Here is a 21692-nt window from a genome sequence, read left to right on the forward strand (position 1 = left end):
GTTGTACCGAAACGCCCGGCCCCCCGCGCGCCGGGGGGCCCGGGCGCGGGCCCGGCCGCGCCCCCGCGGGGGGGGGGGGGGCGCCGCCCCCCCGCGCCGTGCCGCCCTCTCCGGACTGACCGACGACTGGCTCGCCGGACTGTTCGACGCGGCGGCGGGCGCGGCGCACGGCGTCTCGCTCGTCGCCGTCGGCGGCTACGGCCGCGGGGAGCTGTCCCCGCGCAGCGATCTCGACCTCGTCCTGCTCCACGACGGCTCCGACCCCGCCGCGGTCGCCGCCCTCGCCGACCGGATCTGGTACCCGGTCTGGGACCTCGGCCTCGCCCTCGACCACTCCGTGCGCACCCCCGCCGAGGCCCGCAGGACGGCCGGCGAGGACCTCAAGGTCCACCTCGGCCTGCTGGACGCCCGCCACCTCGCCGGCGACCCCGCGCTCACCGCCGGCCTGCGCACCGCGGCCCTCGCCGACTGGCGCAACCAGGCCCCCAAGCGCCTCCCCGAACTCCAGGAGCTGTGCGCCGAACGCGCCGCCCGCCAGGGCGAACTCCAGTACCTGCTGGAACCCGACCTCAAGGAGGCCCGCGGCGGCCTGCGCGACGCCACCGCCCTGCGCGCCGTCGCCGCCTCCTGGCTCGCCGACGCCCCCCGCGAGGGCCTGGCCGACGCCCGTCGCCGCCTCCTCGACGTCCGGGACGCCCTGCACCTGGCCACCGGCCGCGCCACCGACCGGCTCGCCCTCCAGGAGCAGGACCAGGTCGCCGCCGAGCTGGGGCTGCTCGACGCCGACACCCTGCTGCGGCAGGTCTACGAAGCGGCCCGGGTGATCGCGTACGCCAGTGACGTGACCTGGCGGGAAGTGGGGCGCGTGCTGCGCTCGCGCGCCGTCCGGCCGCGGCTGCGCGCCATGCTCGGCGGCGGGAAGCCGGTCACCGAACGGTCACCCCTCGCCGAAGGCGTGGTCGAGCAGGACGGCGAGGTGGTGCTCGCGCGCGCCGCACGCCCCGAACGCGACCCCGTCCTCCCGCTGCGCGCCGCCGCTGCCGCCGCCCAGGCCGGCCTTCCGCTCTCCCTGCACGCCGTACGGCGCATGGCCGCCACCGCGCGCCCCCTGCCCACGCCCTGGCCCGCCGAGGCCCGGGAGCAGCTGGTCACCCTGCTCGGCTCCGGCAGCCCCACGATCGACGTCTGGGAAGCCCTGGAGGCCGAGGGCCTGATCACCCGCCTGCTGCCCGACTGGGAACGGGTGCGCTGCCGGCCGCAGCGCAACGCCGTGCACGTGTGGACGGTGGACCGCCACCTGATCGAGACGGCGGTCCGCGCCTCCGAGTTCACCCGCCGCGTGAGCCGGCCCGACCTGCTGCTGGTCGCCGCGCTGCTGCACGACATCGGCAAGGGCTGGCCGGGCGACCACTCGGTGGCCGGCGAGATCATCGCCAAGGACGTCGCCGCACGGATCGGCTTCGACCGCTCGGACGTGGCCGTGCTGTCCCTGCTGGTCCGCCACCACCTGCTGCTCATCGAGACCGCCACCCGCCGCGACCTGGACGACCCCGCCACCGTCCGCTCGGTCGCCGAGGCCGTCGGCAGCCAGAGCACCCTGGAGCTGCTGCACGCCCTCACCGAGGCGGACGCCCTCGCGACCGGCCCGGCCGCCTGGTCCTCCTGGCGCGGCTCCCTCGTCGCCGACCTCGTCCGACGCGTCGGCGCCGTCCTCGCCGGGGACGCCCCCGACGAGCCCGAGCCGGCCGCGCCCACCGCCGAGCAGGAACGCCTCGCCATCGAGGCCTACCGCACCGGCGGTCCGGTCCTCGCCCTGCGCGCCCAGACGGAACCGGTCACGGACGCGGAGCCGGCCGGCGACCCGGAACCCCTCGGCGTGGAGCTGGTCATCGCCGTACCCGACCAGCCCGGTGTCCTCCCCGCGGTCGCCGGTGTCCTCGCCGTCCACCGCCTCACCGTCCGCACGGCGGAGCTGCGCGCGCTGCGCCTGCCGGACGACGTCGACGACGACGGGGCGGTGCTCCTCCTGAACTGGCGGGTCGCCGCCGAGTACGGCTCCCTGCCCCAGGCGGCCCGCCTGCGCACCGACCTCGTCCGCGCCCTGGACGGCACCCTCGACATCGCCGGCCGCCTCGCCGAACGTGACGCGGCCTACCCGCGCCGCCGCGGCTGGACCGCCCCACCGCCCCGCGTCACGGTCGCCCCGGCCGCCTCCCACCACGCCACGGTGATCGAGGTCCGCACCCAGGACGCCCCGGGCCTGCTGTACCGCATCGGCATGGCCCTGGAGAAGGCGGGCGTGCGGGTCCGGAGCATGCACGTGAGCACCCTGGGCTCCAACGCCGTGGACGCGTTCTACGTCACGACGGGGGCGGGCGCGCCGCTGCCCGCGGGGGACGCGGCGTCGCTGGCGGGGGTGCTGGAGGAGACGCTGCGCGGATGACCTGCCCCGGTGCTTGCGGCGCCGGGATACTCTGGAGGGCGACCTTCAAGACCGTCACCGACCCCGAGGACCGCGAGCGCCGTGTTCGACACTCTCTCCGATCGCCTGTCAGCGACTTTCAAGAACCTGCGCGGCAAGGGACGGCTCTCCGAGGCGGACATCGACGCCACGGCGCGCGAGATCCGTATCGCGCTCCTGGAAGCCGACGTGGCGCTGCCCGTCGTGCGGGCGTTCATCAAGAACGTCAAGGAGCGCGCGCTCGGGGCCGAGGTCTCCCGGGCGCTCAACCCCGCCCAGCAGGTCCTCAAGATCGTCAACGAGGAACTGATCACCATCCTCGGCGGCGAGACCCGGCGTCTGCGTTTCGCCAAGCAGCCGCCCACCGTGATCATGCTGGCCGGTCTCCAGGGTGCCGGTAAGACCACCCTCGCGGGCAAGCTCGGCAAGTGGCTCAAGGAGCAGGGGCACTCCCCGCTGCTGGTCGCCGCCGACCTCCAGCGCCCCAACGCCGTCAACCAGCTGAGCGTCGTCGCCGAGCGCGCCGGTGTCGCGGTGTACGCGCCGGAGCCGGGCAACGGCGTCGGCGACCCGGTGAAGGTCGCCAAGGACTCCATCGACTACGCGAAGTCCAAGGTCCACGACATCGTGATCGTGGACACCGCCGGCCGCCTCGGCATCGACGCCGAGATGATGCAGCAGGCCGCGGACATCCGGGACGCGGTCAGCCCCGACGAGATCCTGTTCGTCGTCGACGCCATGATCGGTCAGGACGCCGTCAACACGGCCGAGGCCTTCCGCGACGGCGTCGGCTTCGACGGCGTGGTCCTCTCCAAGCTCGACGGTGACGCCCGCGGTGGTGCGGCCCTGTCCATCCGGCAGATCACCGGCAAGCCGATCATGTTCGCGTCGAACGGCGAGAAGCTGGACGACTTCGACGCGTTCCACCCGGACCGGATGGCCTCCCGCATCCTCGACATGGGTGACCTGCTCACCCTGATCGAGCAGGCGGAGAAGACGTTCAGCCAGGAAGAGGCCCAGAAGATGGCCTCGAAGCTGGCGTCTAAGAAGGGCCAGGACTTCACCCTGGACGACTTCCTGTCCCAGATGGAGCAGGTCAGGAAGATGGGCAGCATCAGCAAGCTGCTCGGCATGCTCCCGGGCATGGGCCAGATCAAGGACCAGATCGCCAACCTGGACGAGCGGGACGTCGACCGCACCGCCGCGATCATCAAGTCGATGACCCCGGCCGAGCGCCAGGACCCGACGATCATCAACGGCTCCCGCCGCGCCCGTATCGCGCGGGGTTCCGGTGTCGAGGTCAGCGCGGTGAAGAGCCTGGTCGAGCGGTTCTTCGAGGCCCGCAAGATGATGTCCCGCATGGCCCAGGGCGGGATGCCGGGCATGCCGGGCATCCCGGGCATGGGCGGCGGCCCCGGCCGGCAGAAGAAGCAGCAGAAGAAGGCCAAGGGCAAGCAGCGCTCCGGCAACCCGATGAAGCGCAAGCAGCAGGAGCTGGAGGCGGCGCAGCGCCGCGAGGCCGCCGCGCAGGCCGGGAACGCGTTCGGGCTGCCGCAGCAGGGCGGCCAGGACTTCGAGCTGCCGGACGAGTTCAAGAAGTTCATGGGCTGAGTCCCGCGTACGACACCGGGGCGCACGTGGAGTGCCGGCCCGCCGCTCAGCCGCGGGCCGTCACCGCCTCCTCCGGCACCGCGCCGTCGGTCTTCGGCGGCGTCGGCCGGCCCGCCCGCACGAGCGCGCCGTTCAGGCCCGAGGCGAACGCGGCCCGCAGCGTGTGCGTGGGGAGGGGGCCGCTCCTTGCGCGTGCCGAGGTCCCCGGGGTGTCGTAACGTCCAGATATGAGCGATGCGGCGCCGCCCCGCAAGGCGCCTGATCAGCCGTGGCGCACCGAGGGCACACCGGAGGAGCCTCCCCGGCGGCCCGGCCGGCTCCGTGGCGGCAAATGGTGGGGCCTGCTCGCCACCGCGGTGGTCGTCTTCGTGCTGGCCTACGCCGGCTTCCACTACCTCGGCCAGGGCAACGAGCCGACGATCTCGTACACCGAGTTCAGCAGGCAGGTCGGCGCGGGCAACGTCGCCACGATCTACTCCAAGGGCGACGCGATCCAGGGCCGGCTGAAGACCCCCCGCTCCGATCCCGAGGGCGGCGGCCAGTACACCAAGTTCAAGACACAGCGGCCCGCCTTCGCGGACGACCGGCTGTGGCAGAACCTGAGCAGCCACGGGGTCACGGTGACCGCGCGGCCGGTCGTGCAGGAACGCAGCCTCGCGGCCAACCTGCTGATGTCCCTCATCCCGATCGCGGTCCTCGTCGTGGTGTGGCTCCTCGTGCAGCGGCGGCTCGGCGGGATGCTGCCCGGCGCGGGCGGCCTGTTCGGCCGCCGGTCGCCGCCCAGGCCGGTCGGGCCGCGGCCGGACACCGAGCGCACGACCTTCGCCGACGTGGCCGGCATCGACGAGGTCAAGGGCGAACTCGACGACGTCGTCGACTTCCTGGAACATCCCGACGTCTACCGCAGGATGGGCGCCAAGCTGCCCCGCGGTGTGCTGCTCTCCGGACCGCCCGGCACCGGCAAGACCCTGCTCGCGCGGGCGGTCGCGGGGGAGGCCGGCGTGCCGTTCTTCTCGGCCTCGGCGTCCGAGTTCATCGAGATGATCGTGGGCGTCGGCGCCTCCCGCGTCCGCGAGCTGTTCGCCGAGGCCCGCAAGGTGGCGCCGTCGATCATCTTCATCGACGAGATCGACACCATCGGACGGGCGCGCGGCGGCAGTTCCTCGATGAGCGGTCATGACGAGCGCGAGCAGACGCTGAACCAGATCCTCACCGAGATGGACGGCTTCTCGGGCTCCGAGGGCGTGATCGTCATCGCGGCGACCAACCGCGCGGACATCCTGGACCCGGCGCTGACCCGTCCCGGCCGCTTCGACCGGGTGGTCACCGTGTCCCCGCCGGACCGCGGCGGCCGGGAGTCGATCCTGCGGATCCACACCCGGCACATTCCGCTCGCGCCCGATGTGGACCTGGCGCAGCTGGCCCGCGTCACCCCGGGCATGACCGGTGCGGATCTGGCCAACCTCGCCAACGAGGCCGCTCTGCTCGCGGTCAAACGCAAACAGGAGCGGGTGACCGGCGCCGACCTGTCCGAGGCGCTGGAGAAGGTGCAGCTGGGCGCCGAGCGCACCCTGGTCATGCCGGAGGAGGACCGCCGCCGCACCGCGTACCACGAGAGCGGCCATGCCCTGCTCGGCATGCTGCAGCCCGGCGCCGACCCCGTCCGCAAGATCACCATCGTGCCGCGCGGCCGGGCGCTCGGGGTGACCATGTCGACGCCCGAGGTGGAGCGGTACGCGCACTCCGAGGAGTACCTGCGCGGGCGGATCATCGGCGCCCTGGGCGGCATGGCGGCCGAGGAGGTCGTCTACGGGGTCGTCACGACGGGTGCCGAGAACGACCTGGAGCAGGTCACCAACATCGCGCGCGGGATGGTGGGCCGCTGGGGCATGAGCGAGCGCGTCGGCCGGCTGTCCGCCCTGCCGAGCGACGCCCAGCAGGCGTACGGACTGTCGGCCGCCCCGCAGACACTGGACGTCATCGACTCCGAGATGCGGCGGATCGTGGACGAGTGCTACGAGGAGGCGTGCCGCAAGCTCCGCGACCACCGGGGCCGGCTGGACGCGCTCGCGCAGGCGCTGCTGGAGAGCGAGACGCTGGAGGAGGCGGACGCCTACCGGATCGCCGGCATCACGCGCCTGACCAAGTAGGGCCAGGACTGACGCCGGGGCTCAGGGCACGCGCGCGATGAGGTAGCGGAAGACGTTCGGCATCCACACGGTGCCGTCCGGGCGCCGGTGCGGGTGCAGGGCCTCCGTCAACTCCTTGTCGACCTGCTTGGCGTCGGTCGCCGCGATCGCCGTGTCGAACAGGCCGGTGGACAGCAGCCCCCGTACGGCGCTGTCGAGGTCGGCGTACCCGAACGGGCAGGCGACCCGGCCCGAGCCGTCCGGCTTCAGCCCGGCCCGCCCGGCGACCTCCTCCAGGTCGTCGCGCCGGGCGGGCGGCCGGCTGTCGGCCAGCTTGGCGGCCACCCGCAGCACCGAGGACGTGGCGCAGCGCTCCGGCGGCCCCCAGCCGGCCAGCACCACGGCGGCCCCGCGCCCGGCCAGCGGCAGCACGTCGGCGAGCAGGTCGCCGAGCCCCTCGGCGTCGCCCGCGAGGCCGCCGACCGGCTCGAAGGCGGTCACCAGGGTGTACGCGCCCTGCTCCGGGACGTCCGTGGCCGTCGGCGGGCCGTCGAGGAGCGCCGCGGGCGTACGCGCGCGCGTGCCGCGTCCGCCGTCGCCGCCCCGGCCCGGCGGGGTGCCCGGCAGCAGGCGCTCGCGGGCGAGAGCGAGCCGTTCGGGGGAGGCGGAGTCGACGCCGGTGATCGCGGCGCCCCTGGAGGCCGCCATCAGCAGGGCGAGCCCGGAACCGCAGCGCAGGCCCAGCAGCCGGGTGGCGGGGCCCACTTCGAGTCGGTCGTACACGGCTTCGTAGAGCGGTACGAGCATCCGCTCCTGGATCTCGGACCAGTCACGCGCGCGTGCGCTCAGGTCCACGCGGGGTGCGGCCTCCGCGTGAGACGTGTGCTGCCGCACGAGCGTAGGTGTCATAGGTAAGCGCCCCAATCCGCCGACAGTTCGCCGCTGCGCACGGTTGTGTGCCTCCCCGTGCCGTGCGCGCGCCCTTCCCACGTATGCCAGGTAACTCCCGGCTCGCGGTGGCGTCCAGGGGTCGTGGGGCCCGGCTTGGGGTGAGGACGCCGGTGTGGCGAGATTTCACATCCCGGCAATCTGGAGGGCCGTACGGTGTCGGCTCCCGTGAGGGCGGGCCGGTGACGCAGGTCGCGGCGGTAGGCGGTAACGTCACGGAGGCCGTGGACGCTGACCGGGGTGAGGGCGCGCGCCGAGAGCGGCCGAAACACCTCTTGCGCAGCAGCCGGTCCTCGTCGCCTCAGGGCTCACCGGCCGTGCGTAGCGCGGACTACGCACCGGCTTGGTAGGAGCTGTGACGCTTCTCCGCAGATCAGCGCACCCGCCCTCGTCAGGACGCATCAGCGGCAACTGACGGGTACGTGCAAATTATTTGGGATGCCCCGGAATAGGAACACAGCGGCACTCCCGCTCGTTGTCATTACGTGAGCACGACACAGACACCACCTGTTCTCGCCGCAGAGCTGGCGCAGGCGTGGGCCGACATTCAGCGGTACCACCCCGAGCTGCCGGACCTTGCCGCACCTGAATCCCTGATCGGGGAGTCGTCGTCCGCGTGCGGTCACGAACTCTCCTTCGAGAGGCTGCTCCACGAGGCAGTCCACGGCATCGCCGCCGCCCGCGGCGTCCGCGACACCTCCCGGGCCGGCCGCTACCACAACCGTCGTTTCCTCGCCATCGCCGAGGAGCTGGGCCTGGACCACCCCGAGGAGCCGCACCCGAGCAGCGGTTTCTCCCTGGTCACGCTCAACGCCGAGGCGAAGCGGCGCTACCGCCCGACCATCGAGCGGCTGCAGCGCGCCCTGAAGGCCCACACCGCGGCGACCTCGGCCGACACCTCCCGCACCTTCCGCGGCCCGGCCGCCCGGCACGGCTCCTCCGGCGGCGGCGTCCGGGTCAAGGCGGTGTGCGACTGCGGCCGCAACGTCCGGGTGGTGCCCTCGGTCCTCGCCCAGGCCCCCATCGTCTGCGGCGGCTGCGGCAAGCCGTTCAGGATCCCGGAGGTCGTGGGAGCGGCGTAGCGGCCACGGCTGCTCGTGGCAGCCGTGGCCGGCGGCGATCCCACCGCACCGGACGGCGCACCCGACGTGACCTCACCTCCACGCCGGGTGCCTCCGCGGCGTGCCCGGGAGCGGCTCGCGCACCCTCGGCGGGAGCGGTCCGCGGCGTGTGGCAGAATGGCTAGCTGTACTCGACAGCCGCACAGGACCCCTCTCTCCTCCGGCTGACGCGTCCATCGGGCACTCGGGTACCGCAACCCCACGCGGCAACTCGCCGTGCCCAACCACGTCAAATCCAGGAGAACCCACTCCCGTGGCAGTCAAGATCAAGCTGAAGCGTCTGGGCAAGATCCGTTCGCCTCACTACCGCATCGTCGTCGCCGACTCCCGTACCCGCCGTGACGGCCGGGCCATCGAGGAGATCGGCAAGTACCACCCGACCTACAACCCGTCGGTCATCGAGGTGGACGCCGAGCGCGTGGCGTACTGGCTCGGCGTCGGCGCCCAGCCGACCGAGCCCGTGCTCGCCATCCTGAAGAAGACCGGCGACTGGCAGAAGTTCAAGGGCGAGCCGGCTCCCGCGCCGCTGCTCACCGCCGAGCCGAAGCCGGCGCGTCCGTCCTTCGAGGCGCTCGGCGGCGACGACGAGGGCAAGGGTGAGGCGATCACCCAGAAGAAGAAGGCCGAGAAGAAGGACGAGGCGGCTGCTGAGTCCTCTGAGTCGACCGAGGCCTGAGCAGCATGCTCGAAGAGGCGCTTGAGCACCTCGTGAAGGGCATCGTCGACAACCCTGACGATGTGCAGGTCGCCTCGCGCAACCTGCGCCGCGGGCGCGTGCTGGAGGTCCGGGTCCACCCGGACGACCTCGGCAAGGTGATCGGCCGCAACGGCCGCACCGCGCGCGCCCTGCGCACCGTCGTGGGCGCCATCGGCGGTCGCGGTGTCCGCGTCGACCTGGTCGACGTGGACCACGTCCGCTGACGCTTCATCGCAACCGGCTCGGGCCGGGGAGGGCCACTGGGCCGTCCCCGGCCCGCAGTCGTACGACAGGAGATTTGGACAGGTGCAGCTGGTAGTCGCACGGATCGGCCGTGCCCATGGCATCAAGGGCGAGGTCACCGTCGAGGTACGTACCGACGAGCCGGAACTCAGGCTCGCGCCCGGCGCCGTACTCGCCACGGATCCCGCCTCGGCGGGACCGCTGACCATCGAGACGGGCCGCGTCCACAGCGGCCGCCTCCTCCTGCGCTTCGCGGGCGTCACCGACCGCAACGCCGCCGAGGCCCTGCGCAACACCCTGCTGATCGCCGAGGTGGACCCCGAGGAACTGCCGGAGGGCGAGGACGAGTACTACGACCATCAGCTCATCGACCTCGACGTGGTCACCGAGGACGGCACGGAGGTCGGCCGGATCACCGAGATCTCGCACCTGCCCACGCAGGACCTGTTCATCGTCGAACGCCCCGACGGCGGCGAGGTGCTGATCCCCTTCGTGGAGGAGATCGTCACCGAGATCGACCTGGCCGAGCAGAAGGCGGTCATCGCGCCCCCGCCCGGCCTGATCGACGACCGCGCAGAGATCGCCTCCGCCAGGGACGAGTCCGGGGACGACAGCGCATGAGGCTCGACGTCGTCACGATCTTCCCGGAGTACCTGGAACCGCTGAACGTCTCCCTCGTGGGCAAGGCACGCGCGCGCGGGCAGCTGAACGTCCATGTGCACGACCTGCGCGCGTGGACGTACGACCGGCACAACACGGTGGACGACACCCCCTACGGCGGCGGCCCCGGCATGGTCATGAAGACCGACCCCTGGGGAGACGCCCTCGACACGGTCCTCGCCGACGGCTACGAGTCGGGCGCCCGGGAGCCCGCGCTGATCGTGCCCACGCCCAGCGGCCGCCCCTTCACCCAGGAACTGGCCGTCGAACTGTCCGAGCGCCCCTGGCTGATCTTCACCCCGGCCCGCTACGAGGGCATCGACCGGCGCGTCATGGACGAGTACGCGACCCGGATGCCGGTCCACGAGGTCTCCATCGGCGACTACGTCCTCGCCGGCGGCGAGGCGGCCGTCCTCGTCATCACCGAGGCCGTCGCCCGGCTGCTGCCCGGCGTCCTCGGCAACGCGGAGTCCCACCGCGACGACTCCTTCGCCCCCGGCGCGATGGCCAGCCTCCTGGAAGGCCCCGTCTACACCAAGCCGCCCGTCTGGCGCGGCCGGGACATCCCCGAAGTGCTGCTCAGCGGCCACCACGGGAAGATCGCCCGCTGGCGCCGCGACGAGGCCCTGCGGCGCACGACGCTGAACCGCCCCGACCTGATCGAGCGCTGCGACCCCAAGGCCTTCGACAAGAAGGACCGCGAGATGCTCTCCATCCTGGGCTGGGAACCGGACCCGGACGGGGAGCCGTACGGCCGATTTTGGCGCCGGGCCGAGGGCGTGGAACAATAGACCGCTGTTGTGCGCCCGTCCGGCGTGCGCCCCTGCCACAGGGGGACACGACGCCCGCCCCGACCCGCACGGCAGACTCCTGTACACCTAGTTCCCGTTGATGACCTGTGGCATCAGCGAAGAAAGCAGACGAAATGTCTCACCTGCTCGACACCGTCGACGCCGCGTCGCTGCGCAGCGACATCCCGGCCTTCCGCCCGGGTGACACCGTCAATGTCCACGTGCGCGTCATCGAGGGCAACCGCTCCCGTGTGCAGCAGTTCAAGGGCGTTGTGATCCGCCGCCAGGGCTCCGGTGTCCGCGAGACCTTCACGGTCCGCAAGGTCTCGTTCTCCGTCGGCGTCGAGCGCACCTTCCCGGTGCACACCCCGATCGTCGAGAAGATCGAGCTGGTCACCAAGGGTGACGTGCGCCGCGCCAAGCTGTACTACCTCCGTGACCTGCGCGGCAAGGCCGCGAAGATCAAGGAGAAGCGCGAGAGCTGAGCGCTTCCTCGGAGTCACAGCGGAGCCGGATAGCATCTGGCCCCGATGGACACCGAAGCACAGCCGACGGAACGCGACCGCTCCTCCCACCCCGGTACTCCGGGGGCGGAGGGCCGGTCGCGTTTCGCGTTGGTGTCGCGGGTCGCAGCGTGGCTGCCCGGCGGCAGGATCACCCTCACGCTCTTCCTCTGCCTGGCGTTTTTGCTCGCCCTCAACGCTTTCGTGGTGCAACCGTTCCAGATTCCCAGCGGATCCATGGAACAGGGATTGAGGATCGGCGACCGCGTTCTCGTAAACAAGTTGGCGTACCGTTTCGGTGCCCAGCCGCGCCGCGGCGACGTGATTGTGTTCGACGGCACCGGGTATTTCGGGGACGCCGACTACATCAAGCGCGTGGCCGGTGTGGGGGGAGACCATGTGGTGTGCTGCGACACGAAGGGGAGGATCGAGGTGAACGGCCGACCGGTCGACGAGACGGCGTTCCTCTACCCCGGGGACAGCGCCTCCAGCGTGCCCTTCGACGTCGTCGTGCCCTCGGGCCGCCTCTTCGTCCTCGGCGACCACCGCAGCCGCTCCAGCGACTCCCGCGACCACCTCGGCTCGCCCGGCGGCGGCATGATCCCCGTCCGGGACGTCATCGGCCGCGCCGACTGGATCGTATGGCCGTACCGCCACTGGACGCATCTGACCCGGCCGCCCGCCTACGCGCGCGTGCCCGCCGCCCCCGCGGGGGGCGCCCATGGGTAACCGCGGCAAACCACGCGGAGTGCCCAGCACGCCCGCCGACAACCTGCTGCCCACCGGAGCCCGCCGCACCTCGGCGCCCGGTGGCGGGCGCACGCGCGCGGAGCGGCGGAAACTCCAGCGCAAGGTCAAGCGCAAGCGCAGACGCTCGGCCGTCCGGGAGATCCCCCTGCTGGTCGGTGTCGCCGTCCTCATCGCGCTCGTCCTGAAGACGTTCCTCGTGCAGGCGTTCGTGATCCCGTCCGGGTCCATGGAGCAGACGATCCGGATCGGCGACCGGGTCCTGGTCGACAAGTTCACCCCGTGGTTCGGCTCGAAGCCGCAGCGCGGGGACGTCGTCGTGTTCCACGACCCGGGCGGCTGGCTCCAGGACGAGCAGACCGCCAAGAAGCACGACCCCGTCGTCGTCAAGCAGCTCAAAGAAGGCCTCACCTTCATCGGCCTGCTGCCGTCCGACAACGAGAAGGACCTGATCAAACGGGTCATCGGCGTCGGCGGCGACCACGTCAAGTGCTGCGACGCCCAGGGGCGTGTCACCGTCAACGGCGTCCCGCTCACGGAGGGCGACTACCTCTACCCGGGGGACGCGCCCTCCACCATGCCCTTCGACATCACCGTCCCCAAGGGCCGGCTGTGGGTGATGGGCGACCACCGGGGCAACTCCGCGGACTCCCGTGCCCACCAGAACACGGCCTACGGCGGCACCGTCTCGGTGGACTCGGTGGTCGGCCGGGCCATGGTCATCGGCTGGCCGCTCGGTCACTGGACGCGCCTGGAAGAACCTAAAACCTTCGCAAGCGTCACCGACTCGGCGCCGGGTGCGACCGCTGGTCCCCAGGCGTCGCATAGGGTTGCTTCCGAGAATCCGAACGGAATGACCCAGCTCCCGACCCCTGCGGAACTCCCGCTCGTTATGGGAGTGGTGGGCCTGCGCCGTGTGTGGGGCAGGCGGCGGCACAGAGTGAGGAGTTGGCGTGGGGGATGTGGCGGTTGGCGCACGGTCGGGACACGACGGCGAGGAGCACCGCGGGCACCCCGTGGAACCGGACGTTCCCGTACCGGGCAGCGCCATGAGCTCCGGGAGTGACCCGGCGGCGGGCGACGAGGGCGCGCCGCAGGGCGAGCCGGAGCCGCGCGGCGACGGTCCCGGCGCGGGCGCGTCGGCCGTGCGGCCGAGGAAGCCGCGGTCGTTCTGGAAGGAGCTGCCGATCCTGATCGGCATCGCGCTGGTCCTGGCGCTGCTGATCAAGACGTTCCTGGTGCAGGCGTTCTCGATCCCGTCCGACTCGATGCAGAACACCCTCCAGCAGGGCGACCGGGTGCTGGTCGACAAGCTCACACCGTGGTTCGGGTCCAAGCCCGAGCGCGGCGAGGTCGTCGTCTTCCACGACCCGGACAACTGGCTGGCGGGCGAGCCGACGCCGACGCCCAACCCGGTGCAGAAGGTCCTCAGCTGGATCGGCCTGATGCCGTCGGCGGAGGAGAAGGACCTGATCAAGCGCGTGATCGGGGTCGGCGGCGACACGGTCGAGTGCAAGGGCAGCGGCCCGCTGAAGGTCAACGGCAAGGCGCTGAACGAGCCGTACGTCTACCCGGGCAACACGCCGTGCAGCGTGGACGACCAGGGCGGCCAGTTCACGGTGAAGGTCCCCAAGGGCTTCATCTGGGTGATGGGCGACCACCGCCAGAACTCCCGTGACTCCCGGTACAACCAGTCCGACAAGAACCACGGCATGGTCCCCGTCGACAAGGTCGTCGGCCGCGCGATCGTCAAGGCCTGGCCGATCAACCGCTGGGGCACCCTGCCGATCCCGGACACCTTCGACCAGCCCGGCCTGGACCGGCAGTCCTCCGCCGCCGCGTCCCTGACGGTGGCCCCCGAGGGCATCGCCGTCGCGGCGGTCCTGCCGGTGGTGGTGTGGCGGCGCAGGCGCGCGGACCGCTCGGAGCCCGAGTACGCGCAGTCCGAGAACATGCAGTCCTAGGACGCGCAGTCCTAGGACGCCGGCTTCGGGGTCGCGTCGTTCAAGAAGCGGTAAGCAGCCGCTCCCGCCGGGCGAGAGGGGCTGCCCCTGTTCGGTACCGCCGGGTAGGGTGCGGGTCCATGGGTGGCGAGAGCATGACGCGTACGGCCCCGCAGGGCGGCGGCACCGGCATGGCACAGGCCGGCGGCGGCAGCCGGCTCGGGCAGCGGCTGTCCGGACTGGCCGTGGCGCTGGGCCTGGTGCTGTTCCTCGGCGGCTTCGCCTGGGGAGCAGTGGTCTACCGGCCGTACACCGTGCCCACCAGCTCGATGACCCCCACCATCGACGCCGGAGACCGGGTGCTGGCCCAGCGCGTCGACGGCGACGAGGTGCGGCGCGGTGACGTGGTCGTCTTCGAGGACAAGACCTGGGTCAGCAACGCCAAGGTGGTCAAGCGCGTGGTCGCCGTGGGCGGGGACACCGTCTCCTGCTGCACGAACGGCAAGCTGACCGTGAACGGCAAGCAGATCGACGAGCCGTACCTGCCCGAGGGCAGCCTCGCCGAGATCAAGAACTTCGCCACGGTGACCGTCCCACGGGGCCGGCTGTTCCTCCTCGGCGACGAACGCCAGGGCTCCCTGGACTCCACCGCCCACCTCACCGACACCGCCCGGGGCACCGTGTCCCGTGACGCCGTGTCCGCGCGCGTGGAGGCCGTCGTCTGGCCCTGGAAGGGCACGCTCCAGCGCCCCACGGGCTTCGAGACGCTCGGCGCCCTCTCCGAGCCCGGCCCGCTGCGCACGATCGAGCTGCTGATCGTGGCGGGCGCCGTCCTGGTCCTCGGGGGCGGCGCCTACGGCCCGATCGCGGGCCGCGTCAGCCGCTCCCGCGCCCGCACGGCCCACCCGGGGACGGCCGGTGTCCGCTGAGACCACGCGGCCGGCGGGGGAGTCGTACGAGGACGAAGGCGCCACCGGCCCGCGGAAGGTGGCCCGGGTCGTGCTCCTCGACCCGCAGGACCGCATCCTGCTCCTGCACGGCCACGAACCGGACGACCCGGCCGACGACTGGTGGTTCACGCCCGGCGGTGGCCTGGAGGGCGCCGAGACGCGCGAGGAGGCCGCGCTGCGGGAACTCGCCGAGGAGACCGGGATCACCGACGTCGAACTCGGCCCCGTGCTCTGGCGGCGCCGGTGCTCGTTCCCGTTCGCGGGCCGCCGCTGGGACCAGGACGAGTGGTACTACCTGGCCCGTACGACCCAGACGGCGACCGCGGCGACGGGGCTGACGGAGCTGGAACGGCGCAGCGTCGCCGGAGCGCGCTGGTGGACCTGTCAGGAACTGACCCTGGCGCATGAGACGGTGTATCCGACCAGACTCGCCGAGCTGCTGCGCACGCTGCTCGTCGACGGTCCCCCCGCCCGGCCCGTGACCCTCGACACGGAAATCGTCTGAGGGTTCCCGGGACTGGCGCACAATGGGGGGATCGCACGGCTGAAGGGGAACATGCCATGAGCGCCGAGGACCTCGAGAAGTACGAGACCGAGATGGAGCTGAAGCTCTACCGGGAGTACCGAGATGTCGTCGGTCTGTTCAAATACGTGATCGAGACCGAGCGGCGGTTCTACCTCACCAACGACTACGAGATGCAGGTGCACTCGGTACAGGGCGAAGTGTTCTTCGAGGTCACCATGGCCGATGCCTGGGTCTGGGACATGTACCGGCCGGCTCGTTTCGTGAAGCAGGTCCGCGTGCTGACGTTCAAGGACGTGAACATCGAGGAGCTGAACAAGAGCGATCTGGAGCTGCCGGGCGGATGAGCCGGCGCCGGCCGGGTGCCGGCCGGGCGCCGGTGCCGGCCGGGCGGATGAGCGGGCGCCGGCCGGGTGCCGGCCGCATGGACGGCACGGACGAGTGACGGAGTTTTCCACAACCGCCGAGTAGCACACCAAGATCAACACCGCTCCGCCGGATGCGTGACCGTTGGCGCCGGAGGTGGTGCCGACATGAGCAAGGCACGCAACGGACTCGGCAGGTACGGCGAGGACCTGGCCGCACGGCGGCTGGCCGAAGACGGAATGACCATCCTGGAGCGCAACTGGCGCTCCGGCAGGTCCGGTGAGATCGACATCGTCGCCAGGGACGGCGACGCCCTGGTCGTCTGCGAGGTGAAGACCCGCAGGGACGGCGGCTACGAACACCCGATGGCCGCGGTGACACCCGAGAAGGCGGCCCGGCTCCGCACCCTCGCCGAGCACTGGATCCAGGCCCACGGAGGAGCCCCGCCGGGCGGCGTCCGCATCGACCTCGTCGGCGTCCTGCTGCCCCGCCGGGGCGCCCCGGCCGTCGAGCACGTGCGGGGGGTGGCCTGAAATGGCGTTCGCCCGTACGTGCTCGGTCGCCCTGGTCGGCGTCGAAGGCGTGGTCGTCGAGGTCCAGGCCGACCTCGAACCGGGAGTCGCGGCCTTCACCCTGGTCGGCCTCCCGGACAAGAGCCTGACGGAGAGCCGCGACCGGGTGCGGGCGGCGGTGGTGAACTCGGGCGGCGAATGGCCGCAGAAGAAGCTCACCGTCGGACTCAGCCCGGCCTCCGTCCCCAAGGCCGGCTCCGGGTTCGACCTGGCCGTCGCCTGCGCGGTGCTCGGTGCCGCCGAGCGGATCGACCCCCGGGTCCTGGCCGACATCGTCATGATCGGGGAGCTGGGGCTGGACGGCCGGGTCCGCCCGGTCCGGGGCATCCTGCCGGCCGTCCTCGCGGCGGCCGACGCCGGGTACGAGCAGGTGGTCGTGCCCGAGTGCGCCGCCGCCGAGGCCTCGCTGGTCCCCGGAGTGTCCGTGCTGGGCGTCCGCAGCCTGCGGCAGCTCATCGCGGTGCTGACCGAGGAGCCCGTCCCCCACGAGGCACCGGACGAGCAGGGGCGGCCCGATCCCCTCCTGGCGGGACTGCGGGTTCCGGGGACAGGCGCCGCCACCGGCATGCACAGCCTCGGGGCCGCGCACCACGACCAGGATCACGACCTGGCCGACGTCGTCGGGCAGACCTCCGCCCGCACGGCCGTGGAGGTGGCCGCGGCCGGCGGACACCACCTGTTCCTGGAGGGACCGCCCGGCGCGGGCAAGACCATGCTCGCCGAGCGCCTGCCCGCCGTGCTTCCCCGGCTCACCCGCGCGGAGTCGCTGGAGGTCACAGCCGTGCACTCGGTCGCCGGGCTGCTGCCCCCGGGCAAGCCGCTCATCGACGCCGCCCCCTACTGCGCCCCGCACCACTCGGCGACGATGCAGTCACTCGTCGGCGGCGGCCCGGGCATCGCCCGGCCCGGCGCGGTGTCCCTCGCCCATCGCGGCGTACTGTTCCTCGACGAGGCCCCCGAGTTCCACAGCCAGACCCTGGACGCCCTGCGGCAGCCACTGGAGTCGGGGCACGTCGTCATCGCGCGAAGCGCCGGTGTGGTCCGCTTCCCGGCGCGTTTCCTGATGGTCCTGGCGGCCAACCCCTGTCCCTGCGGGCGCTTCTCACTGCGCGACTCCCTGTGCGAGTGCCCGCCGTCGGCGATCCGCCGCTACCAGTCCCGGCTGTCCGGCCCGCTGCTGGACCGGGTCGATCTGCGCGTCGAGGTCGACCCGGTCACCCGGGCCCAGCTCACCGAGCCCGGCGCCCGCGGAGAGTCCACGGCCACCGTGGCCGACCGGGTACGGCAGGCCCGGGAGCGGGCGGCGGCCCGCCTGGCCGGCACCCCCTGGCGCACCAACAGCGAAGTCCCCGGCCGCGAACTGCGCAGCCGGTACCACGCCGCCGCCGGAGCCATGGACGATGCCGAACGCAACCTCGAACGGGGCGTGCTCACCGCCCGCGGGATCGACCGTGTCCTGCGCGTCGCCTGGACGGTCGCCGACCTCGTCGGACACGACCGCCCGGACGCCACCGACGTCGCCCTGGCCCTGCAACTGCGCACCGGCGTCCCGCGCGGGGTACCGATGGCCATCGGAGCGCTGACATGACGGGAGAGCGCGACCCCGGCGACGAACTGCTCGGTCGGGTGTTCCTCGGGCGGGTCGTCGAGGCGGGGGACGAGGCCGCCGGGCGGTGGGTGCGCGAGCTCGGCGTGGGCGAGGTGGTGCGGCGGCTGCGCTGCGGCCGGGACGCGTTGCCGGGGGTGAGCGCTGCCCGGTGGGCGGGGCTCGTCGCGCGGGCCCGGCGGGCCGAGCCGGAGCGGGATCTGGAGGCGGCCCGGGCCGTCGGGGCGCGGTTCGTCCGTCCGGGGGACGCCGAGTGGCCCCGGCAGCTGGACGACCTCGGGGACGCGCGGCCCCTCGGCCTGTGGGTGCGGGGCCGGCCCGACCTGCGGATGTGGGCGCTCCGGTCCGTGGCCGTGGTCGGCGCCCGCGCCTGCACCGAGTACGGCGCCCACGCGGCGGCCACCCTCGCCTCCGGCCTCGCCGAGCGCGGCTGGGTCGTGGTCTCGGGTGGGGCGTACGGCATCGACGGCGCCGCCCACCGTGGCGTCCTCGCCGCCCACGGCGCCACCATCGCCGTCCTGGCGTGCGGCGTCGACCAGCCCTACCCGCGCGGTCACGCCGCGTTGATCGCCCGCATCGCGGAACGGGGACTGGTGGTGGGGGAGCTGCCGCCGGGCGACCATCCGACACCCAGCCGGTTCATCCTCCGCAACCGCGTCATCGCCGCGCTGACCAGGGGCACCGTCGTCGTGGAGGCGGCCTGCCGCAGCGGCTCGCTGGCCACCGCGCGGGCCGCGCAGCGCCTCGGACGGTTCACCATGGGCGTCCCCGGCCCGGTCACCAGCGCCCTGTCCGCCGGTGTGCACGAACTGCTGCGCGGAGAGGCCACCCTGGTCACCGATGCCACGGAGGTCGTCGAACTGGTGGGCGACATGGGTGAGCTGGCGCCGGCCCGCAGAGGCCCCGTCCTCCCGCGTGACCTGCTGCAATCCGCCACCCGGACCGTGCTCGCCGCCCTCCCGGGCAATCGCGCGGCCCCCGCCGAGGAGATCGCGCTCGGCGCGCGCACCACGCCGGAGGAAGCCATCGCGAGACTGTACGAACTCCGAGCACTTGGTTACGTCGAACGACACGGCGACGGCTGGAAGTTGACACGCCAGGCGATGATCTCGGTCCGGAACGGTCACCGTCCGTGTTGACCGACCCTGTTCGGCCGTCCGGGGGAACCCCCGACGTCCTTGGTGTTTCCCGGAGTTGGCGCCTCAGGCCGGTCACACAGAGCGAGTCCCGGGACGGGGTCACCCGGCCGACGCGAGCGCCCCGCGCACGAGTGGCGCAGCCCTGTTCGCACACCGCGACTCCTCAGTCACGCTACGCTCACGAAGGCGGTGGCGCAGATCGCGCCAACCCCACAGCAGACAGTCACCTCACCCAGGCAGCCCCACTTCATCCCAGGAACCCCACCTCCACCCACTCCACGGCACTTCACGGCACTTCACGGCAGAACGGCACAAGGCGACGAATGCCCCAGCACACCTCCGGGTCCGACCGGGCGGCGATCCCCCCAGCCGCCCGCGACGGTGGCAGCGTGCGACCGCCCGCTCCCTCGACACTCGACGAGCTGTGGCGGTCGTACAAGGCGACGGGGGACGACCGGCTGCGGGAGCAGCTGATCCTGCACTACTCGCCGCTGGTCAAGTACGTGGCCGGCCGGGTCAGCGTCGGGCTGCCGCCCAATGTGGAGCAGGCCGACTTCGTCTCCTCGGGCGTGTTCGGGCTGATCGACGCGATCGAGAAGTTCGACATCGACCGGGAGATCAAGTTCGAGACGTACGCGATCACCCGGATCCGCGGCGCGATGATCGACGAGCTGCGGGCGCTGGACTGGATCCCCCGCTCGGTCCGGCAGAAGGCGCGGAACGTCGAGCGCGCCTACGCCACCCTGGAGGCGCGGCTGCGGCGGACGCCGACGGAAGGTGAGGTCGCCGCCGAGCTGGGCATGGAGGTCGACGAACTGCACGCCGTGTTCAGCCAGTTGTCGCTGGCGAACGTCGTCGCCCTGGAGGAGCTGCTGCACGTCGGCGGCGAGGGCGGGGACCGGCTGAGCCTGATGGACACGCTGGAGGACACCGCCGCCGACAATCCGGTGGAGGTGGCCGAGGACCGGGAGCTGCGGCGGTTCCTGGCGCGGGCGATCAACACGCTGCCCGAGCGGGAGAAGACCGTCGTCACCCTGTACTACTACGAGGGGCTCACCCTCGCCGAGATCGGCAACGTGCTCGGGGTCACCGAGAGCCGGGTCAGCCAGATCCACACCAAGTCGGTGCTCCAGCTGCGGGCCAAGCTGGCGAGCTTCGGGCGCTGACTCCTCCCTTCGGGGATGGCGCATCCGTAAAGTGGTCGACGTGCCAAGGATTCGAGCGGCCTCCGTGGCCGAACACCGGTCGATGCAGCGAGCCGCCCTGCTGGACGCGGCTCGGTCCCTGCTGTCCGAGGGCGGGACGGAGGCGCTGACCTTTCCCGCGCTGGCCGAGCGGACGGGCCTGGCGCGGTCGTCCGTCTACGAGTACTTCCGGTCCCGGGCCGCCGTGGTCGAGGAGCTGTGCGAGGTCGACTTCCCGGTGTGGGCGGCGGAGGTCGCGGCGGCGATGGAGCGGGCCGGGACGGCAGAGGGCAAGGTCGAGGCGTACGTGCGGCAGCAGCTGGCACTGGTGGGGGACCGGCGGCACCGGGCGGTCGTCGCCATCTCCGCGAGCGAGCTGGATGCCGGGGCCCGGGAGAAGATCCGGGCGGCCCACGGAGGGCTGGTCGCGATGATCGTCGAGGCGCTGGAGGAACTGGGGCACGAGCAGCCCCGGCTGGCGGCGATGTTGCTGCAAGGGGTCGTGGACGCGGCGGTCCGGCGCATCGAGCTGGGCGCGGCCGAGGACCCCGCGGTCGTGACGGAGGCGGCTGTGGCGATGGCCCTGGGCGGAGTGAAGGGCTGACCTGGCCGGCACAGGCCGGGCCCCGGAGCGCCCCTGAGGGGCGCGGGGAACTGCGCGAGCGACCACGACGGGCCCGCGGCCGGCGTGCGACCTCCGGTGGTCTCCAGGGGCTGAGCCTCCCCGGCACCGGTCGGCGGCGGGGCGCTCCTGAGGGGCGCGGGGAACTGCGCGAGCGACCACGACGGGCCCGCGACGGACGTGCGACCTCCGGTGGCCCTTCGGCACAGCCGACCCCCGCCTAAGACGCAACCCGTCTACGGCACAACCGCGCAGCAACACCCCGCCTACGACCCAACCGGCAGCAACCTCGACGGCCCCCCGCCCAGCAGCCACGGCGGCAGCAGCGACAGCGGGTTCACGTACGCGTCCCCTCGCAGCAGACCCCAGTGCACACACGTCCGCGTCCCGCAGTGGGACCCCGTCGGCTCCACCACCCCGACCACCGCCCCCGCCTCCACCTCCTCCCCTTTCCGGACCGAAGCCCGCACCGGCTCGTACGTCGTCCGCAGATCCGTCCCCCGCAGCTCCACCGAGACCACGCCCCTGCCCGCCACCCGCCCCGCGAACAACACGCGGCCCGGTGCGACCGCCCGTACGGGCGCCCCGGCCGGAGCTCCCAGGTCGACTCCCCGGTGCCCGGGGCCGTACACCGTCGGCGGTGGCTCCCAGCCACGCAGGACCGGCGGGCGGACACCGACCGGCCAGGCGCGGGCCACGGGCGGCACGGGAGCCGTCGCGGGGGGCGGCGGCACCACGGGAGGCGTGTCCGCCCAGGCCAGAGGCGTGAGCAGGACCGCCGCCAGGGCCGGCGGCAGCGCGCATCGCATCGTTCGTCGCATGCCGACACCGTCCCGCACACCCGCCGGTCACGGTCCGGCCCTGTGGACCACTCGC

Annotated in this window: 22 protein-coding genes; 20 read left to right on the plus strand and 2 right to left on the minus strand. The window is 72.6% G+C overall.

Features of this window, described 5'->3' with window-relative positions; all coding sequences use genetic code 11:
- Window position 1: 1 nt before the first annotated feature.
- The 3 genes from ABZV94_RS06850 (at window position 2) to ftsH (ending at window position 6222) form a co-directional block, all read left to right on the plus strand.
- On the plus strand, window positions 2-2443 hold the full coding sequence (locus tag ABZV94_RS06850; RefSeq protein ID WP_356337970.1) for a [protein-PII] uridylyltransferase: 2442 nt from the start codon (window positions 2-4) through the stop codon (window positions 2441-2443).
- Between the two features lie 81 nt (window positions 2444-2524).
- Window positions 2525-4072 carry a signal recognition particle protein gene (ffh, locus tag ABZV94_RS06855; RefSeq protein ID WP_356337972.1) on the plus strand — a complete coding sequence of 516 codons (1548 nt, stop codon included), beginning with the start codon at window positions 2525-2527 and terminating at the stop codon, window positions 4070-4072.
- A 227-nt stretch (window positions 4073-4299) separates the two neighbouring features.
- Window positions 4300-6222: an ATP-dependent zinc metalloprotease FtsH gene (gene ftsH / locus ABZV94_RS06860; RefSeq protein WP_356337974.1), complete on the plus strand. Its 1923-nt coding sequence runs from the start codon at window positions 4300-4302 to the stop codon at window positions 6220-6222.
- Window positions 6223-6243: 21 nt separating this feature from the next.
- On the opposite strand, the gene ABZV94_RS06865 is transcribed toward ftsH, so the two are convergent.
- On the minus strand, window positions 6244-7110 hold the full coding sequence (locus ABZV94_RS06865) for a class I SAM-dependent methyltransferase (protein WP_356337976.1): 867 nt from the start codon (window positions 7108-7110) through the stop codon (window positions 6244-6246).
- Between the two features lie 524 nt (window positions 7111-7634).
- Between ABZV94_RS06865 and ABZV94_RS06870 the strand changes: the two genes are divergently transcribed.
- From ABZV94_RS06870 to ABZV94_RS06950, 17 genes are all read left to right on the plus strand, one after another.
- Window positions 7635-8231 carry a hypothetical protein gene (locus ABZV94_RS06870; protein ID WP_030649065.1) on the plus strand — a complete coding sequence of 199 codons (597 nt, stop codon included), beginning with the start codon at window positions 7635-7637 and terminating at the stop codon, window positions 8229-8231.
- 292 nt (window positions 8232-8523) lie between these two features.
- Window positions 8524-8946: a 30S ribosomal protein S16 gene (gene rpsP, locus ABZV94_RS06875; protein ID WP_356337978.1), complete on the plus strand. Its 423-nt coding sequence runs from the start codon at window positions 8524-8526 to the stop codon at window positions 8944-8946.
- A gap of 5 nt (window positions 8947-8951) precedes the next feature.
- Window positions 8952-9191, plus strand: a complete 240-nt coding sequence (locus ABZV94_RS06880; RefSeq protein ID WP_003973401.1) for an RNA-binding protein — start codon at window positions 8952-8954, stop codon at window positions 9189-9191.
- Window positions 9192-9273: 82 nt separating this feature from the next.
- Complete coding sequence (gene rimM, locus ABZV94_RS06885) at window positions 9274-9831, plus strand: ribosome maturation factor RimM (protein ID WP_356337980.1); 558 nt, start codon at window positions 9274-9276, stop codon at window positions 9829-9831.
- Window positions 9828-10661, plus strand: coding sequence for a tRNA (guanosine(37)-N1)-methyltransferase TrmD (gene trmD, locus ABZV94_RS06890; RefSeq protein WP_356337982.1), 834 nt, complete (start codon window positions 9828-9830; stop codon window positions 10659-10661). The genes rimM and trmD overlap by 4 nt, the downstream gene beginning before the upstream one ends.
- Before the next feature lie 134 nt (window positions 10662-10795).
- On the plus strand, window positions 10796-11146 hold the full coding sequence (gene rplS, locus ABZV94_RS06895; protein ID WP_094220506.1) for a 50S ribosomal protein L19: 351 nt from the start codon (window positions 10796-10798) through the stop codon (window positions 11144-11146).
- Between the two features lie 45 nt (window positions 11147-11191).
- On the plus strand, window positions 11192-11893 hold the full coding sequence (gene lepB / locus ABZV94_RS06900; RefSeq protein ID WP_356337984.1) for a signal peptidase I: 702 nt from the start codon (window positions 11192-11194) through the stop codon (window positions 11891-11893).
- Window positions 11886-12977, plus strand: a complete 1092-nt coding sequence (gene lepB / locus ABZV94_RS06905; RefSeq protein ID WP_356337986.1) for a signal peptidase I — start codon at window positions 11886-11888, stop codon at window positions 12975-12977. The genes lepB (ABZV94_RS06900) and lepB (ABZV94_RS06905) overlap by 8 nt, the downstream gene beginning before the upstream one ends.
- Window positions 12865-13875, plus strand: a complete 1011-nt coding sequence (lepB, locus tag ABZV94_RS06910) for a signal peptidase I (protein ID WP_356337988.1) — start codon at window positions 12865-12867, stop codon at window positions 13873-13875. Before lepB (ABZV94_RS06905) ends, lepB (ABZV94_RS06910) begins: the two co-directional genes overlap by 113 nt.
- A 119-nt stretch (window positions 13876-13994) precedes the next feature.
- A complete protein-coding gene (lepB, locus tag ABZV94_RS06915; protein ID WP_356337990.1) occupies window positions 13995-14783 on the plus strand; it encodes a signal peptidase I in 789 nt (262 codons plus the stop codon).
- Window positions 14773-15309, plus strand: a complete 537-nt coding sequence (locus ABZV94_RS06920) for an NUDIX hydrolase (RefSeq protein ID WP_356337992.1) — start codon at window positions 14773-14775, stop codon at window positions 15307-15309. Before lepB (ABZV94_RS06915) ends, ABZV94_RS06920 begins: the two co-directional genes overlap by 11 nt.
- Window positions 15310-15365: 56 nt before the next feature.
- Window positions 15366-15674: a DUF2469 domain-containing protein gene (locus ABZV94_RS06925; RefSeq protein ID WP_014675276.1), complete on the plus strand. Its 309-nt coding sequence runs from the start codon at window positions 15366-15368 to the stop codon at window positions 15672-15674.
- A 186-nt stretch (window positions 15675-15860) separates the two neighbouring features.
- On the plus strand, window positions 15861-16226 hold the full coding sequence (locus ABZV94_RS06930; protein ID WP_356337994.1) for a YraN family protein: 366 nt from the start codon (window positions 15861-15863) through the stop codon (window positions 16224-16226).
- A 1-nt stretch (window position 16227) separates the two neighbouring features.
- Entirely contained in the window at window positions 16228-17853 is a 1626-nt protein-coding gene (locus ABZV94_RS06935; protein WP_356337996.1) for a YifB family Mg chelatase-like AAA ATPase, read from the plus strand.
- Window positions 17850-19010, plus strand: coding sequence for a DNA-processing protein DprA (gene dprA / locus ABZV94_RS06940; protein ID WP_356337998.1), 1161 nt, complete (start codon window positions 17850-17852; stop codon window positions 19008-19010). The genes ABZV94_RS06935 and dprA overlap by 4 nt, the downstream gene beginning before the upstream one ends.
- A gap of 323 nt (window positions 19011-19333) precedes the next feature.
- The gene (gene whiG, locus ABZV94_RS06945) at window positions 19334-20176 is read left to right on the plus strand and encodes an RNA polymerase sigma factor WhiG (protein WP_030649029.1); all 843 of its coding nucleotides are present in this window, start codon (window positions 19334-19336) and stop codon (window positions 20174-20176) included.
- A gap of 64 nt (window positions 20177-20240) precedes the next feature.
- Complete coding sequence (locus tag ABZV94_RS06950) at window positions 20241-20798, plus strand: helix-turn-helix domain-containing protein (RefSeq protein ID WP_356338105.1); 558 nt, start codon at window positions 20241-20243, stop codon at window positions 20796-20798.
- Between the two features lie 284 nt (window positions 20799-21082).
- Here ABZV94_RS06950 and ABZV94_RS06955 read toward each other — a convergent pair whose 3' ends face one another.
- On the minus strand, window positions 21083-21637 hold the full coding sequence (locus ABZV94_RS06955) for a M23 family metallopeptidase (RefSeq protein WP_356338000.1): 555 nt from the start codon (window positions 21635-21637) through the stop codon (window positions 21083-21085).
- Window positions 21638-21692: the final 55 nt, after the last annotated feature.

It is taken from the genome of Streptomyces sp. NPDC004658 (assembly GCF_040609555.1).
GTDB lineage: Bacteria > Actinomycetota > Actinomycetes > Streptomycetales > Streptomycetaceae > Streptomyces.